Here is a 14,685-nt window from a genome sequence, read left to right as displayed (position 1 = left end):
GGGACTAAGCGCGGCGGCGCTGCAGGACGTCGTCCAGGTTGCTGAGCGCGCTCTGGCTTTTAGCGGACGGCGCTGCCGTGGGCTCCGCTGGTTCTGCACTTTGCTTCAGGACCGGCTTGCCCACGGGCTTGGGAGCTTCCGGAAGGTCCAGGGGCTCGGGCGCAGGCCTCTGAGCCTTCGCGGCCTCAACATAGGTGGGCTTGGGGACGGCGACAGGCTCCCAGCTGGAACCCTTGGCGTTTTCGGCGGCTTGCGCCGAGGTGTCCCCTGCGGCGACGGCAACAGCCAGCGCGGCCTGGCGGAGTTCAACAGCAGACAAACGCGCAGCTTCACGGCTGGCGGCTTCGGCGTCGAAGACCGTAGTCTCCTTCGCCTCGACAACTGGTTCCTTCGGCAAGTAGCGTGCGGGCGTCGGGATGGGCGCCGCCTGTGCGGCTCGGCGGGCCCGGCGTTCGCGAAGATCCCGGAGGGCGAGCTTGCGCAAAGTCACGACGGCGAGCACCGCACCAATGAAGGACACCAACGGCAGCCAGAACGACCCCGCACCGAAAATGAGGAGGATGCCCGAAACCGCCGCAGTCACCAGCAAGGCAAGACCTGCCAATGCCAAGGTCAGGCGGGCATAGCGGATGGTGAAGGGAGTGGTCGGCGCTGGCCGAAGCGACGACTCAGTCACGCGGGATTCCTGGGGCGACGCCGGTGCTTTGCTGTGCATGGTCTCCATCGGTTTCTCCTGCTGAGGTGCCAAAGTCAATACCACCCCTGCCTGCGGTTCGTCTGGTTCGTCGTCGATCGCCTCTGCTGGAACAGTGGCCGTTTGGACTTGTTGGCGCCTGTTCCGGAGAACGTAGGGCGCCACCCAGACCATCCACAGCGCAACAGTGACCACGAGTATCACTGAGCTGCTGAGAGGGAAGTCCACATTCAAAACCGTAGAAGCAAATCACCGGGTGCACCGGCATTGCGGCCGGTGTGTCGTCGTCGAGTCCGCAAATGACTGGATATACGGACAAAACGGCCCATGACCTGCCCGTTTATCCCCTGAGCCACCGACGTAGCAGGCCTTCAGGAACCTCGTCCGCTGTCAAGGCGAAGGAGCGGTGGTCAGCCCATTCGCCGTTGATGTGCAGGTACCGTTCCCGATACCCCTCATCGCGGAAACCGAGCTTCTCAACTACCCGTAAGCTGGGTTTGTTTTCGGGCCTGATGTTGATTTCCATCCGGTGAAGGCCCAACACCTTGAAGCAGTGATCGGTTGCCATGGCCACCGCTGTCGGAGCAATACCCTGCCCCGCCCGGCCCTTATCCACCCAGTAACCCAGCGTGGCCATCATGGCCGATCCCCAAATAATGGAAGAAACGGTCAGCTGCCCGACGATGAGCGGCTCCCGGAATCCCGGGGTCCTTTCAACAATGAGGAAAGGCAACGCAGTGGACTGGCGCGCCTGGTAGTTCAGCGAGGCCACCATCTGCCGATAGCTGGGCAGGCGCCCACCCGGTGCCGGGTTGGACGCCTCCCAGGGAGCAAGCCATTCGCTGTTCCGCGAACGGACTTCGGACCACTCCCGCTTATCGCGGTATCGGATGGGGCGAAGAAGCAGGTCTCCGCTTTCCAGCGTCACCGGCCAGATCGCAGAGCCGTACATCCTGAGGTTACTTGGGAAGCGAGGCAGTGAAGGTCGGCAGCCACTCACGCAGTTCAGGACCAAGGTCCTCGCGTTCGCAGGCAAGCTCGATGCAGGCCTTGAGGTAGCTGAGTTTATCGCCGGTGTCGTAACGGCGGCCCCGGAAGACAACGCCGTACACGCCGTAGCCTTCACCTTCACCGGCCGCAAGGACCTCAAGGGCGTCAGTCAGCTGGATCTCCCCGCCACGGCCTGGAGCTGTATTCTCCAGGACGTCAAACACGGCCGGGTGCAGCACGTAGCGCCCGATCACGGCAAGGTTGGACGGCGCTTCTTCCGGGGAAGGCTTCTCCACGAGCTGCTTGATGCGGACGTAGCCGTCCTCGCCGATCTCTTCGACGTCGGCGCAACCGTAGGCGCTGATCTTGGAGGGCTCCACCTCGATGAGCGCAACCACGGACCCGCCGGTCTTCTGCTGGACGGCGATCATGTCGCTCAGGAGGTTGTCGCGGGCGTCAATGAGGTCATCACCCAGGAGAACAGCAAAGGGCTCGTGGCCGACGTGCTGCTTTGCACGAAGGACTGCATGGCCGAGGCCGTTGGGGTCGCCTTGGCGGACGTAGTGGATGTCACCGAGGTTGGTGGCGGACTGGATGGCCTCAAGCTTGGCGGTATCGCCCTTTTCGGCCAGCGTCGCTTCCAGCGCCGGCACGCGGTCGAAATGATCCTCCAGGGCGCGCTTGCTGCGCCCGGTGATCATCAGGACGTCGTGCAGGCCAACCTTGACCGCTTCTTCGACGACGTACTGGATGGCTGGCTTGTCAACCACGGGCAGCATTTCCTTCGGCATCGCCTTTGTTGCAGGCAGGAACCGGGTGCCAAGACCCGCTGCGGGGATGACGGCCTTACGGACAGCATTGTTATCGAGAGTCACCGGACTAATGTAACGGAAGGAACACATCATCGGCTAAACCCTCGCCGCGCCGGGAAGACTTTTCTGTGGACCCGATGGCAGCTTCTGTTGCCGGACCAGCACCAGGCGAACCTCACGATCGGACACCCATGGCATCGAAGGAAGACATCCGCAGCACCCGGCGCCTCCACCGGCGGGGCCTCACCCCCGAGCAGATTGCCGCCGCAGGCACGTCCCTTGCACAGCATGGAACGGCATGGGCCGCAGCAGCCACTTCGGGCGCACCGGCCACTTTTGCCGTCTACGTGGGCGTCGCATTCGAGCCACCCACCATGCCCCTCATCCACTCCCTGCACGAGGCAGGGCACCGCATCCTCCTTCCCGTTTGCGAGCCCGGCAGGCAGTTGAGCTGGGTCTACTGGACGCCGTCCACCGTCTTTGTCCGTTCGGCCTATGCCCCTATTGACGAACCCGAGGGTGAACGCCTGGAAAGCCAGGTTGTGGCAGGAGCCGCCGGAATCTTCATGCCCGCCACGGCTGTGGACAGGGACGGCAACCGGATTGGCCAGGGCGGGGGCTACTACGATCGGCTCCTCCAGGGCCTGGACACTTCGGGCTCGCGGCCGCCCACCATTGCGGTGGTGTACGACGACGACCTCTTGCCGGAAGGTTCGATTCCCGCCGAAGCCTTCGACCGCCCCGTGCGGGAGGTGTTGACGCCAGCCGGCGTGGTCAAACTCCACAGCCGGGCAGAGGACAGCAGAACGGCGGACCCGGGCACCGCTGGAAGAACAGCCTGAGGACACTGCCTGCTGGTGAGGTCCGGCACATCTGCTGGCGCATCGGACGGAGCCGGATGATAGAATTGGCACTCAGGCCCTGCGACTGCTAATGCGAAGTAAAATCTTCGCCACGCTGCACAGGACCTGAACTTTGTCCTGAAGGAGGAACTCAGTGCCCACATACGCATACGCCTGCAAAGACTGTGACCATGCCTTTGACATCGTCCAGTCATTCTCTGACAGCTCCCTGACGGAGTGCCCTGAGTGCAAAGGCGCCCTTCGCAAGAAGTTCAACAGCGTCGGCGTCGTCTTCAAGGGCTCAGGTTTCTACCGGACTGATTCCCGTGACGCCAAGGGAAGCACCGTCTCAGCGGCACCGGCAGCACCCGCTGCGGCATCTTCTGCGCCTGCAGCCACCCCGGCCCCCGCAGCTGCTGCGAGCTGAGTCCCCACCTTTTCCACATACGCCGCTGGGTCCCTGTCAGGTGTGCCGGCGCGTGGCTAGCGTGGCGTCATGCCACAACAGTCTCGAAGCGCCCTCCTTGCCCGCGCCCGTCGATCAGCGTCAGCAACCACCGGTCCTTCGCGCCCGGTTCCCTCCGCGAATCCTGGGCACCAATCTCCGGGCCGTAACATGCCCACGAGGTTCCATCGCCCGCCGGATCATTCCACCCCTCGGGGCAGGCGGCGAAGGATTGGCTCGTGGATTGCCCGGAACAGGCGCCTCACCGTTGCCCTCCTGCTGTGCTTGGCCGCCGGCATCGCAGTCCAACAACTGACCCCGGCCCCGGAGCTGCAGGTCAGCGTTTTGGTGGCCGCCCGCGACCTCCCAACGGGAGCTACTCTCGCTGAGTCTGACTTCACCACCATGGGCATACCCCGTGACTTCGCCCTCACCGGGGCGATCTCGGATGGCGGGGCCCTTGTTGGCCGCCAGTTGGCTGCACCTTTGAACCGGGGTCAGATTCCCACGGAATCCAGCCTTCTGGGCCCCGGGCTCCTCACCGGATCACCGGTGGGCACGGCGGCCGTTCCCCTGCGGATGGCCGACCCGTCCTCCATCCAGCTGCTCTCCCCCGGCCAGTTGGTCACCGTGGTCCTGACATCGTCCGGTTCCTACGACGAATCACGGCAAACCCAGGTACTGGCAGGTCCGGTACCTGTGCTCTGGACCTCAGCACACGGCGGCAAAGCCGGCGAATGGTTGGGCACCAACGACACCGAAGGACTTGTGGTGGTAGCCGCGGATCCCCAACAAGCAGAAAAGCTTGCCGGCGCATCTACGCAAGGCAAGCTTTTCTTTGTTCTGGTCACCCCGTGACGGGCGATCCACATGGTGGCGGAAGATCAGCCCCAGTGCGGAGGCTTTTGTTCCTTCAACCACTGCTCATGGTCGTAGCCGGACTCGTCTCCCCATCGGCGGGGATCATCTTCCGCGGCTTTGGTGGGAAGAATGCCACTCACGCCGGGCTTGGCTGCCGCACTCCTGGCCTCCGAAGCCTCATCATCGGCATCGGCGGCCGGTTCGGCAGATTCGACCCCAACCTCGTCTTCGGGACCGGTTGCTTGTTCCATCAGTACTGCTTCTTTCCCGTTGTCTGCGTAGCTGTCTTCGTTTCCGGCAGCTTCGCCAGGCTGAACCTGGTCCTCCCGTGCCGGACTCGGAGCAAATGTGGGCTGCCCTTTGTCCGCACTCAATTGTTCAACGTCCATGTCCAGGAAGCCATGCTCCGGCGACGTCGACCGCGGAATGTGGTTCTCCAGCCCAAGGTAAGATCCGATGCGATCCGCGCAGGATGAAGGGTCCGTAAAGACCTCGATGGTCCACAGGGACATGTACCGCCACCCCATGCGCTCCAGCAGTTGCGGACGCAGCCGGCTGCGTTCGCGGACACTCATCCGGCGATAGCGCTCGGTTCCATCGGATTCGATGGCAACGGGTGTGGGGATTTCCGCTCCCTCCCGGCCAATCGTATGAACGGGATCAGCGGCAGCAGCAATGTCCAGCACGCCATCATAGAGATGCCATACACGGGCACCGCGGGCCCTCAGTCGTTCTCCAAGGTCAGCCACCAAAGGATCTTCGCCAAGAGCCTGCTCACTGGCAACAGCACGGGAAGCGGGGGTACCAAGATTGCTGTTTCCCGAAAGCTCCCTGTCCAGCAGCTCGTAGAAGTCCACGGCGCCGTGAGCCAGCCGGTCAAGGTCAAGGTCCTCGGGACGGAAGCAGCTCAGGACATGCATCGAACGCCTTGCACGGGTCATGGCCAAGGCGAACCGGTTACGGCCACCTTCAGCGGACAGCGGCCCGAAAGAGTGCAGTGCCCGGCCGTGCGGGGTGCGCCCGTATCCGAGGGAGAAGATCACGTGGTCCCTCACCAGGCCTTGGGCACGCTCCAGGTCCACCACACGGAAAGACTCGGGGCCGGCGCCAAAGAAGGTGGACAGCAACGGATGGTTGGGCAGTTGCAGCCTGATCGCCTCGCCGATGCGGGCAGCATGGCGCAGGCTGGCCGTCACAACCGCCAACGACGTGCGGGGCCGCAGCCTGGCATGTTCGAACACAAGGTCCACCACGCGGTTGACCTCTGCTGTCACGGATTCGACGCCCTCGTGGTCAGCCCCGGGAAGGCCAGTGCCGTCGGGAATGTACTCCACCAGGATGGAGCGGTCCAGCCCTGTGACGGAGTTCCCGTCGGGCAGGCGGCGCAGGCCCCCGTCGTAATAGTTTTTGCTCAGCTGAAGGATCAGGTCCTCGTCCACTGCCCGGTACACCCAGTTCAGCTGCCAGGTTGGCAGGACCCTTGCCAGTGCTTTGAAGGCGCTGTCGACGTTCTCGTGGCTTGCAACGCCGGCAACCGGCGGCTCCACGGCAACGCTGAAGGTCCGTGCATGGGCAATCTTCGCATCACCGAAGGCCACCACTTGCTTGGCCCTGGCAATGGCCGGAAGGACAGCCTGCAGCGAGGTGGATTCGGCGTCAATCACCACCACGGCGTCAAACTTTTGCTCGGCGGGAAGAACACCGGTCAGGAGGTAGGGGCTGACCGACCACACAGGCACAAGCAGCGGCACCAGGTCCGGCGCCTGGGCACTGAGCGCAGGCAACGTGACCCGGCCGTCCTTCAGCAGGGCACGCAGCAACTCCGCCTGCCTTGGATGCTCTTGGAGCCCCTGGCGCCATTTCTGCGCCAACTGCCACCGGAGGCGGGCGGCACCGCTGGCGATGTGCGCCTGGTCTGCAAGCCGGTATTCGGCTTCAAGGCGACGCAGGGAATCGCCGTCGGACATAGCCAGGTAGTCGTCCCCGCTGATCATGGCTTCCAAAGCGGACTGCCACCAGGCCAGGTCCAGTTCGGCGGCCACGGAAGCGGCAGGAACTTCGCGGGCAGCCAGGTCGGACAACAATTCACCGAGTCCGTGCTCGCGCATTTCCTCGATGAGGAGGGTCCGTTCGGGAAGGGTCTCCAGTGTTGCCGTGTCTGCAACAAGCCGTTCCAACCGCTCCATGAGTTCCAGATACGGGGTCCCGTGCAGGGAGCCACCGGCGCTGGTGTGCTTGAGCGAGGCACCGAGGCGGTGCAGGACATCGTCAAGTTCCCGGTAAAGGACACCCAGGTCAGCGAGCCCGGAAGGCACTGCGGGGTGGCGCTGAGTGGTTGCATAGCCTGCCCACAGGGCCCTCTGCTCCTGAACCAGGACAAGGGAACTGTGCAGATCGGCGATGTGCACGCCGGGCCGCACGTATTCCTTCGCTACCCGGCGCAGGCGGGACCGCTGCATGGAGGGCATCTCCAGGTTCCGCTCCCGGCGCCAGGCGGAGCTGGCGGTCGCGGAAATAAGGTCATGTACCGGCCGGTCGAAGATATCGGGGGTGAACTTATCCAGGCTCTCCCGGACGGCGATGAGCAGTTCGAGCTGTGCACCCCATTCGGTGAAAGTATCGCCCAGCCGGATTTCAGCGTGGTCGGAAACCTGCTTCATCCTGTCCCGCAGGACAGGAAGCTTCTCCTCTGCCAGGCGCGCGAGTTGTTGGGCTTCTTCGGTCTCCTTGCGCGTGACCAGGCGTGCGCCGTACCAAGGGCTGGAAGTGGACGCCCGGCTGAAGCTGCCGAGCTCCGCTGCCCGGCGCAGGCGGCCTGCCAGTTCCTCCCGGTCCTTGATGTTGTCCAGGACGCTGCGCTTGAGGCGGACAGTGGTGGAAGGCGCGGGGTGGATGGATGTCAGCTCTGCCAGTGACTGCATGGCCTGGTAGGGAGAGCACCCCCACCGTTCACGGACGTTGTGCAGCGAGGCCACATGGTCCATCAAGGCGTGGCGGTGCCCGGTCAACGTCTGGTGCAGATTGCCCAGCTGGGGTTCAAGCGCTTTTTCGTTGCGCATGATGGCCCGGACCAATTGGCCCTTGAGCTGCTGCGGAGTGGTCCCGTTGCCGGGGCGGAACAGCATGGAGTCAAGGCCGAGCGATTCCAGATGCGCGGAGAGTCCTGCCAGGCTGGACTGCCTGTCACCTACCACCAGCACGGATTTACCCTCGCTGACCAGCGCACCGATCGCATTGATGGCGGTTTGGGTCTGCCCGCTGCCCGGCGGGGTGCTGACAACCAGGGAATCCCCGGCGCGGACGGCATCCACAACGTACTGCTGGTCCGTGTCGGCGTCCAACAGCAGGAGTTCATCCGCCGGATCACGAAGATCGAGGCTGGGGAACCGGCCGGCTTTGATCGGCTCAGGCTCAATGTCACCACCGTTGGCTGCAACAGCAAGCGCCGCAACGGTGGGATTGTTCATGTTGATCCATGGATCATCGAGGTTGCCCGACAGGTCAGCCAGGGTGGTGACCAGCAAGTTGAACTCCACCTCGGCACCGTGAATCGGCTGGACGAGTGTTGCCAGCCGGTCCAGCACCGGCTGGGGATCGAAACGCGCGGTGTTATAGGCCATGCGGGCCACTGCGTTGACGTCGAAGACGATGCCATGGACCGATTTCAGGTGGCGGACCAAGGCAGGATTCATCCGTGCCTGCTCGGTGAGCTGAAGCTCGAAGTCGTCTTCGCCCGGCCTGATGGTCAGGATGATCGAAGCGAGCATGACGGGTGCGGAAACGCGTTGGGGCTTTCCACCAACAGCAGAGGTCCACACTACGGTCCCTGCCGACAAATAACCGGCCTCAATACCGCGATCGTTGCTCAGCTCGAAGATCTTGGACCTGATATTGCGGGCGGCGCGGGCTGCCACCAAGTACTGCTGCCTGTCCCGGATCAAGGTGGACAGGCGCGTCCTTCGACCTGCCAGCAACTGCGCCAACCCCGAGGGGTGCGCGTTGCTGAGATCGATGGCGCCCTCCGGCGTCTTGACGAAACGCAGCATCGTGTCCGCCCCGGTGACGGGCTTAAGACCAGACAGCCATTTACGGAGCTCTTCGGAACCCTCTTCCTGGCCTTGACCTAGTGACACAACTTCTGCCTTCTTTTCTGTACTAGCTTTAGACGCCTTGGACCATACCGGCATACCTTCGAGGGTAGCGGGAATACCTTGGCAGTCCGGACCGCAACGCTGTTCCGACGCGAAATTGGCCGTCATTTCACAGGTGCCTGCCAAATTGCGGGGACCACGGCACTACGGGGGTCCAAGCAAAATGGCCGGCCTCCAAAGGAAGCCGGCCACTTTAGAATGCTATTCCCACTCGATGGTTCCCGGTGGCTTGCTGGTGACGTCCAGCACCACGCGGTTCACTCCATCAACTTCGTTGGTGATGCGGTTGGAGATCCGGGCGAGGAGGTCATAAGGCAACCGCGACCAGTCCGCCGTCATGGCATCCTCGGAGGACACCGGTCGCAGCACGATCGGGTGGCCATACGTACGGCCATCACCCTGGACACCAACACTGCGGACATCGGCCAGGAGGACAACCGGCATCTGCCAGACGTCGTTATCCAACCCTGCGGCCGTGAGTTCGGCGCGGGCAATGGCATCGGCCTTGCGCAGCAGGTCCAGGCGTTCCTTGGTTACTTCGCCTACGATACGGATTCCAAGGCCCGGGCCCGGGAACGGCTGGCGTCCGACGATTTCCTGCGGCAGACCAAGCTGGGCACCAACAGCGCGCACTTCATCCTTGAACAAGGCCCGCAGCGGCTCGACGAGCTCGAACTGCAAATCCTCAGGAAGCCCACCCACGTTGTGGTGGCTCTTGATGTTCGCAGCACCTTCGCCGCCGCCTGATTCGACGACGTCCGGGTACAGTGTTCCCTGAACCAGGAACTTGATCTTCTCGCCTTCGGCAGCAGCCTGGGCGATGATGGCCCGCTCCGCTTCTTCAAAAGCACGAATGAACTCCCGGCCAATGATCTTGCGCTTGGTTTCGGGGTCGCTGACGCCGGCCAAAGCCGACTGGAAGCGCTCCTGCTCATTGGCGACGTAGAGGTTGACGCCCGTGGCAGCCACGAAGTCGCGCTCGACTTGCTCGGCTTCGCCTTCACGCAGGAGGCCGTGGTCAACGAAGACACAGGTCAGCTGGTCGCCAACGGCGCGCTGGACCAAAGCCGCAGCTACAGCGGAGTCGACGCCACCGGAGAGGCCACAGATAACTTTGGAGTCCCCGATCTGCTCGCGGATCCGGTCCACCTGCTCTTCGAGGATGTTGCCGGTGGTCCAGTTGGGGCTCAGGCCGGCCCCCTTGAACAGGAAGTTCTCCAGAACATGCTGGCCAAGGACAGAGTGCTTCACTTCCGGGTGCCACTGCACACCGTAAAGGCGCTTCTCGTCATTGGCGAAGGCAGCTACCGGAGCTCCGGCCGTAGTAGCCAGGACCTCGAAGCCCTCGGGGGCCTCGTGAACAGAGTCGCCGTGGCTCATCCAGGTGTTCTGGGACGCCGGGACGCCATCGAGGATGGAGCGTGCGTCACCTACCAGCAGGGCTTCGGTGGCACCGTACTCCCGCAAACCGGTCTGGGCTACCTTGCCACCCAGGGCATTGGCCATGGCCTGGAATCCGTAGCAGATGCCAAACACGGGAACGCCGGCCTCGAAGAGGTCAGCACCCACGAACGGGGCACCCTCTGCGTAGACGCTTGAGGGCCCTCCGGAAAGGATGATGGCTGCCGGGTTCTTGGCCAGAAGCTGCTCGGTGGTGAAGGTATGCGGAACAATTTCCGAATACACATTCGCTTCGCGGACGCGGCGGGCAATCAGCTGCGCGTACTGGGCACCGTAGTCAACAACCAGCACCGGCTTCTGGGAAGTTTGGGGTGCGGTGGGAGTAGTCACCAGACAAGACTACTTTGCCGGGCCGTCCCGGTGCACGTCCGCGAAGCCTGCAAGGGGCCAAAACGCCCCTTGCCGTAAGGCATCTCACATGCATTGCTGCGCGTGGGGCCGGCGGTGTCCTAGTACCGCTTGGATGCCTGGGGGTTGGCGGCCAGTTCAGCTTCCACCTGGGCGTGGAACTTCTTCTCCACAATGAAGGACAGCAACGGAATCACACCGCCCAGGGCCAGCAGGACCATCTTGGAGAACGGCCAGCGCATGAGCGACCACAAGCGGAAGTTGGAGACCAGGTAGACCACGTACATCCAACCGTGCACGATCAACACCGAGGTGGAGATGTTGAATCCGCCAATCACTCCCTTGGGCTCGGATTCGGCGAAGCCAAAACCAAAGGGCTGACCCGTCACGGCGTTGGTGCCGCCTGCGAACAGCGAAACTCCAAACCCGTAACGGGCGATGAGTTCGGCGCACAGCAGGAGCAGCATGGCACCGGTGAGGTAGGCCATGACTTTGTAGAACTTCAGCGCCGAACGGATCTGGGCTTCCGTTCCGCCAAACCGCCGCTTCTTGGGCTTGGGTCCGGATTGTTCGGGCTGGATGGCCGGTTTTGGCTCAATCATTGCTGCACCTTTTGTTCTGGCTCTGGGCTTGTAGGTTCTGTGGTGGCCCCGGGACGCTCCGAGGGATAGGAGACGCGTTCGTCGTCTTCGTGGCCGTCGCCGTCTCCGCCTTCTTCATCCTCGTAGTCCTCGTCCTCTTCGAGGTCGCGACGGTAGTCGTCCTTGACCAGGCGCCACCAGATGAAGAGGGAGAACCCAGCGAAGACAACCCATTCCACGGCGTAGAAAAGGTTCAACCAGTTGACCTTCTCCGCAGGCGGCTGAGGCGGGATGTTGAGGGCCTTTACGTCGTCGCCGAGCGGCAGGGTGACTCCGCCCGACACTTCCGACGTCGCTGCGACGAACCCCGGGTAGCTGGACACTTCCCAGATGTTGATGAGCTCGGCGGAAGAGACTGCTGACGCACGGCCTGGACCGGCGTCGACGTTTGGAACGGGAGCTTCAGAGGGAATGAGGCGGCCGGTCACCGTGATGATGCCCGACGGCGGCGGGCCGGCTTGGGCGGCGTCGGCTACCCAGCCGCGGGCCACAGGAATCCACGTTTGGGGTGAGGCCGCAACACCGCTCAGGGCCGGAGCGTTGTTGACGGCGAAGGCCGAGACGATCCAGAAGCCCTTTTGGTTGTTGTAAAGGCGACCCTCCACAAGAACCTGTTTGGCGGGATCGTAGGTTCCCGTAGCCGTGACCATCTGGTCCGAAACGGAACCGGGAAAGAACTGCCCGGGTTTTAGGACGTCCACCAGCGGTTTGACTTCTTCAACACTGGACGGCGCCGGGGGCTCGTGCTGGGCGGACCGGCTGAGCTGCCACTGGCTGAGCAGCACAAACACCCCGGACAGCAGAAGCGCAAAGACCAGTCCTGCGATCCAGCGGGGTTTCAACGCGGTTTTCAACACCCCTTAACCGTACTTCGTCCGGCTGTAGAACAACGAAACGAGGTAGGTCAGCCTGCCCTAGAGTGGGGCAGCCGGGTCCTTTCGTGGCGACGGAGTCGACACGAAAGGGCCTGCCCTAGAGTGGGGCAGCCGGGTCCCTGCGTGGCGACGGAGTCGACACGAAAGGGCCTGCCCTAGAGTGGGGCAGCCGGGTCCCTGCGTGGCGACGGAGTCGACACGAAAGGGCCTGCCCCAATCTCTAGTGGTCGAAGAACACCAGGCTGGAGTTGATGAGCTCGGAGATGACCTCGGGATCATGGGCACGCCGGAGTGACTCGCGGAAGGATTCCTTGGACAAGGATCGCGCCAACGTGGCCAGAACTTCCAAGTGGTCGGAGAAAGAACTGGCAGGGGTGGCGATAAGGAGGATCAACGTCGCCGGACCGTCAGTTGCCCCGAAGTCCAGGGCGTGGCCGAACTTGGTCACACCCACTGCGATGGAGATCCTGTCCACGAATTCGCTTCGGGCATGCGGAAGCCCGATTCCGCCGGGAAGTCCTGTGGCCAGTTGGTGCTCGCGTGAGTGCACCTGTTCCAGGAAGCCTTCGAGGTTGGTGATCCTGCCGGCAGCGTGGAGCTTATGGGCCAGCTGGGCAGCGGCGTCGATCTTGTCCTCTGCGACGAGTTCAAGGATGACGGTGTCCGGGGTGGTCAGTTCCGCGTCATACCGGTCAAGTGGTTCTGCCAAGTCGTGTTCCCTCCAGTGTGGCCTTCCGGCCCCATTTTCCTGAGCTGGTCAGCGAAGGGGCACGATGTCATCCACTCCCATGCGCGCGGCATCGGCCGATTCGTCGTCGGGTTGCTGCTGGCTGAGCCGTTCAGCGTCCACGCGTGCCAGGTAGTGCTTGATTTCGCTTTCGCGCTGATTCTCGCTCCAGCCAAGGATTTCTCCCATCAGCTTAGCTACTACAGGGACCGCTGCCACACCCCGGTCCCACGATTCGATCGAGATCCGTGTTCGTCGCGTCAAAACGTCGTGGACATGACGGGCGCCCTCGTGCGTTGTTGCGTAGACGACCTCGGCGGCGAGGTAGTCATCGGCACCGGGCAGGGGCTCTCCCAGTTCAGGGCGTGCGGAGATCAGTTCAAGTACCTCCGGCGTCATGGATCCGTACCGGTTCAGCAGGTGTTCAACCCGGGCAACGTGGACACCGGCTTCCTCGGCCGAACGCCCCCGCCGGTTCCAGGCGGCTTTGAAGCCTTCCGCTCCCAGCAAGGGGATGGTGTCCGTGCAGCTCGGGGGAACCCGCTCGTCCATGGCCCTTGTTGCCTCGTCCACTGCGTCTTTGGCCATGATGCGGTAGGTGGTGTACTTGCCGCCGGCCACCACCACGAGCCCGGGCACGGGATGGGCAACCACGTGCTCACGCGAGAGTTTGGCAGTGGAGTCGTTCTCCCCGGCAAGCAATGGCCGCAGGCCGGCGTAGACCCCTTCAACGTCTTCACGGGTCAACGGGCGCTTGAGGACTTTGTTGACATGCTCCAGGACGTAGTCGATGTCCTTGCTGGAGGCCGCCGGATGGGCCTTGTCCAGTTTCCAGTCCGTATCCGTGGTGCCAATGATCCAGTGGCGGCCCCATGGGATAACGAAGAGAACGGATTTCTCCGTGCGCAGGATCAAGCCAACCGTGGATTGGAAACGGTCGCGGGGCACCACCAGGTGGATGCCCTTGGAGGCACGGACTTTGAGTTGGCCCCGGTCGGTGACCATGGCCTGTGTTTCATCGGTCCAGACTCCGGTGGCGTTGACCACTTGCTTTGCCCTGACGTCAAAAACGCTGCCGTCTTCCTGGTTCTCGAGCCTGGCCCCCACTACTCGTTCGCCCTCGCGAAGGAAGTCCACCACGCGCAGCCGGTTGGCGGCATGGGCTCCGTAGTGGGCCGCGGTCCGGACCACGTTCACTACCAGGCGGGCATCGTCCACCTGTGCGTCGTAGTAGCGGATGGAACCCACGAACGCGTCGTCCTTCAAACTGGGGGCAGCGCGCAGGGTTCCGCGCTTGAAGAGGTGCTTGTGCATGGGAACCCCGCGGCTGTGCCCGGACGTCAGCCCCAGGGTGTCGTAAAGCATGATGCCCGCACCGACGTAGGGACGCTCCCAGAACCTTCTCGTCAGCGGGTATAGGAAGGGCACTGGGCGCACCAGGTGGGGTGCGATCTGCTGAATCAGCAGTCCCCTTTCCTGGAGGGCTTCCTGGACCAGGCCGAAATCAAGCATTTCAAGGTATCGGAGGCCTCCGTGGATGAGCTTGGAAGACCGGGAGGAAGTACCTGACGCCCAGTCCCTGGCCTCCACGATACCCACGGTAAGCCCACGTGTGACGGCATCCAGGGCAGCCCCGGCTCCCACCACGCCTCCACCAACGATGAGGATGTCCAGCTCCTTGCCGGCCTCGGCAGTGGATTTCAGGACTTCGATCGACGCGGCACGGGATTCCGGGCTCAGCGCTCCCGGAGAACCCGCCTGTGGACCGCCTGCGGCATTGCTCATCGGACCCCTCCTCAAACGCAACAGCTGGTAATCCCCTACCCTACTTGCTGCCC

The 14,685-nt window shown here is 63.2% G+C and carries 12 protein-coding genes; 3 read left to right on the top strand and 9 right to left on the bottom strand.

Annotation, left to right across the window (positions count from 1 at the left end; all coding sequences use genetic code 11):
* Positions 1-4 precede the first annotated feature (4 nt).
* The 3 genes from BLQ01_RS02550 to galU form a co-directional block, all read right to left on the bottom strand.
* Positions 5-889, bottom strand: a complete 885-nt coding sequence (locus tag BLQ01_RS02550) for a hypothetical protein (protein ID WP_091550003.1) — start codon at positions 887-889, stop codon at positions 5-7.
* Between the two features lie 145 nt (positions 890-1,034).
* A complete protein-coding gene (locus BLQ01_RS02545) occupies positions 1,035-1,646 on the bottom strand; it encodes a GNAT family N-acetyltransferase (protein ID WP_026539881.1) in 612 nt (203 codons plus the stop codon).
* Positions 1,647-1,653: 7 nt separating this feature from the next.
* Positions 1,654-2,559: a UTP--glucose-1-phosphate uridylyltransferase GalU gene (gene galU, locus BLQ01_RS02540; protein WP_026546252.1), complete on the bottom strand. Its 906-nt coding sequence runs from the start codon at positions 2,557-2,559 to the stop codon at positions 1,654-1,656.
* A 128-nt stretch (positions 2,560-2,687) separates the two neighbouring features.
* On the opposite strand from galU, the gene BLQ01_RS02535 reads away from it, so the two are divergent.
* The 3 genes from BLQ01_RS02535 (at position 2,688) to BLQ01_RS02525 (ending at position 4,641) form a co-directional block, all read left to right on the top strand.
* Positions 2,688-3,338: a 5-formyltetrahydrofolate cyclo-ligase gene (locus BLQ01_RS02535; protein ID WP_091550001.1), complete on the top strand. Its 651-nt coding sequence runs from the start codon at positions 2,688-2,690 to the stop codon at positions 3,336-3,338.
* A gap of 154 nt (positions 3,339-3,492) precedes the next feature.
* The gene (locus BLQ01_RS02530) at positions 3,493-3,765 is read left to right on the top strand and encodes an FmdB family zinc ribbon protein (protein ID WP_026546253.1); all 273 of its coding nucleotides are present in this window, start codon (positions 3,493-3,495) and stop codon (positions 3,763-3,765) included.
* A gap of 69 nt (positions 3,766-3,834) precedes the next feature.
* Complete coding sequence (locus BLQ01_RS02525) at positions 3,835-4,641, top strand: Flp pilus assembly protein CpaB (RefSeq protein ID WP_091549999.1); 807 nt, start codon at positions 3,835-3,837, stop codon at positions 4,639-4,641.
* 26 nt (positions 4,642-4,667) lie between these two features.
* On the opposite strand, the gene BLQ01_RS02520 is transcribed toward BLQ01_RS02525, so the two are convergent.
* The 6 genes from BLQ01_RS02520 to BLQ01_RS02495 form a co-directional block, all read right to left on the bottom strand.
* Entirely contained in the window at positions 4,668-8,831 is a 4,164-nt protein-coding gene (locus tag BLQ01_RS02520) for an ATP-binding protein (RefSeq protein WP_091550347.1), read from the bottom strand.
* 165 nt (positions 8,832-8,996) lie between these two features.
* Positions 8,997-10,586, bottom strand: a complete 1,590-nt coding sequence (gene guaA / locus BLQ01_RS02515) for a glutamine-hydrolyzing GMP synthase (protein ID WP_026539875.1) — start codon at positions 10,584-10,586, stop codon at positions 8,997-8,999.
* Between the two features lie 119 nt (positions 10,587-10,705).
* Positions 10,706-11,206 carry a DUF3817 domain-containing protein gene (locus tag BLQ01_RS02510; RefSeq protein ID WP_017200326.1) on the bottom strand — a complete coding sequence of 167 codons (501 nt, stop codon included), beginning with the start codon at positions 11,204-11,206 and terminating at the stop codon, positions 10,706-10,708.
* Entirely contained in the window at positions 11,203-12,102 is a 900-nt protein-coding gene (locus BLQ01_RS02505) for an SURF1 family protein (protein ID WP_091549998.1), read from the bottom strand. Before BLQ01_RS02505 ends, BLQ01_RS02510 begins: the two co-directional genes overlap by 4 nt.
* Before the next feature lie 238 nt (positions 12,103-12,340).
* Positions 12,341-12,829 carry a PTS sugar transporter subunit IIA gene (locus tag BLQ01_RS02500; protein WP_026539873.1) on the bottom strand — a complete coding sequence of 163 codons (489 nt, stop codon included), beginning with the start codon at positions 12,827-12,829 and terminating at the stop codon, positions 12,341-12,343.
* A 48-nt stretch (positions 12,830-12,877) separates the two neighbouring features.
* Positions 12,878-14,632, bottom strand: a complete 1,755-nt coding sequence (locus BLQ01_RS02495; protein ID WP_091549996.1) for a glycerol-3-phosphate dehydrogenase/oxidase — start codon at positions 14,630-14,632, stop codon at positions 12,878-12,880.
* Positions 14,633-14,685 lie beyond the last annotated feature (53 nt).

The sequence above is a fragment of the Arthrobacter sp. UNCCL28 genome, assembly GCF_900102805.1.
Classification (GTDB): Bacteria; Actinomycetota; Actinomycetes; order Actinomycetales; family Micrococcaceae; genus Arthrobacter; species Arthrobacter nicotinovorans_A.
The sequence above is the reverse complement of the archived record's forward strand: the minus strand, read 5'-3'. Positions and strand labels throughout refer to the sequence as shown.

Excerpts from the sequence above, each read along its gene's own strand:
- BLQ01_RS02545 (WP_026539881.1), bottom strand. The coding sequence starts at position 1,646 with ATGTACGGCTCTGCGATCTGGCCGGTGACGCTGGAAAGCGGAGACCTG.
- BLQ01_RS02535 (WP_091550001.1), top strand. The coding sequence starts at position 2,688 with ATGGCATCGAAGGAAGACATCCGCAGCACCCGGCGCCTCCACCGGCGG.
- BLQ01_RS02525 (WP_091549999.1), top strand. The coding sequence starts at position 3,835 with ATGCCACAACAGTCTCGAAGCGCCCTCCTTGCCCGCGCCCGTCGATCA.
- BLQ01_RS02520 (WP_091550347.1), bottom strand. The coding sequence starts at position 8,831 with ATGCCGGTATGGTCCAAGGCGTCTAAAGCTAGTACAGAAAAGAAGGCA.
- BLQ01_RS02510 (WP_017200326.1), bottom strand. The coding sequence starts at position 11,206 with ATGATTGAGCCAAAACCGGCCATCCAGCCCGAACAATCCGGACCCAAG.
- BLQ01_RS02495 (WP_091549996.1), bottom strand. The coding sequence starts at position 14,632 with ATGAGCAATGCCGCAGGCGGTCCACAGGCGGGTTCTCCGGGAGCGCTG.